The sequence below is a fragment of the Cryobacterium sp. Y29 genome, assembly GCF_002929825.1.
Taxonomy (GTDB): domain Bacteria; phylum Actinomycetota; class Actinomycetes; order Actinomycetales; family Microbacteriaceae; genus Cryobacterium.
This window is the reverse complement of record NZ_PJJN01000004.1, coordinates 1-1,136: the sequence shown is the minus strand read 5'-3', so window position 1 is coordinate 1,136 and position 1,136 is coordinate 1. Positions and strand designations below refer to the sequence as shown.

Annotated in this window: 1 protein-coding gene; it reads left to right on the top strand. The window is 60.3% G+C overall.

Translation table 11 applies throughout. The features are described from left to right. A partial coding sequence (locus CXY74_RS00025) for a transposase (protein WP_370446103.1) occupies nt 1-1,101 on the top strand: 1,101 nt, incomplete at its 5' end. Nucleotides 1,102-1,136 lie beyond the last annotated feature (35 nt).

The window sequence follows — 1,136 nt, the reverse complement described above, 5'->3', positions numbered from 1 at the left end:
GGGGGTGGCGTTGGAGATCATGTCAAAAATGCACGAGCTACTCGAAAGTCTTTCGAAGAGCTCGCGGGACGAAACACCGCATACGAAGCCGTAATGACCGCTTACCGCGAACTAGCCAGCCGAGGAATCTCGACTCGCGTCGCGGCCGACCTGGTCGGGGTCCCTCGGGCGACAGCCACCCGGAAACCACGCAGTCCCGTGGCCGGGCCGGCTCCGATTCCGGCGAACAAGATCAGTGATGCCGACCGTCGGCAGATTCTCGACGTCGTCAATTCGGAGTCGTTCGTGGACCTGCCGCCGATTCAGATCTACGCACAGCTGCTCGACGCGGGCACGTACTTGTGCTCAATATCAACGATGTATCGGGTGTTGAACGAGAACCAGCAGGTCAAAGACCGCCGCCGCCAGGCACGCCACCCGGCCCGGGCGATCCCCGAATTGATCGCCACGGGACCGGGCCAGGTGCTCAGCTGGGATATTACGAAACTCGCTGGCCCGGTTAAGGGAAAGTACTTCGATGCTTACGTGATGATCGATATTTACTCCCGTTACATCGTCGGCGCGTATGTTCACGCGTCGGAATCGGGAGAGTTGGCGGTGGAGATGATGAAGGAAATCTTCGGCATTCACGGCGTCCCGCAGGTCGTGCACGCTGACCGCGGCACGTCGATGACGTCCAAGACCGTCGCCGCGTTGCTGTCGGATCTGGAGGTCACCAAGTCGCATTCGAGGCCTCGGGTGAGCAACGATAATCCCTACAGCGAGGCGTGGTTCAAGACCCTGAAATTCTCGCCGACGTTCCCCGAACGTTTCGGCTCTCTCGCCGACGCGAAGACGTTCATGACCTCGTTCGTCGATGGCTACAACCACGAGCATCGCCATTCCGGGATCGGCCTGAACACCCCAGCGGACGTCCACTACGGCCTCGCAGCAGCGAAAGCCATCCAACGAGCAGCGACGCTGGACGCGGCACGCGCGCGCTTCCCAGAGCGATTCAGTACGACCCAGGCACCTAAGATTCTCTCCATTCCCGAGACGGTATGGATCAACAAACCAGCCGACAAACCCACCGAGAACGAAGGGCTCGAACTAGCCGCCTAAACTCCCACTGGTCTCATCCGCCTTGACAAGTTCCG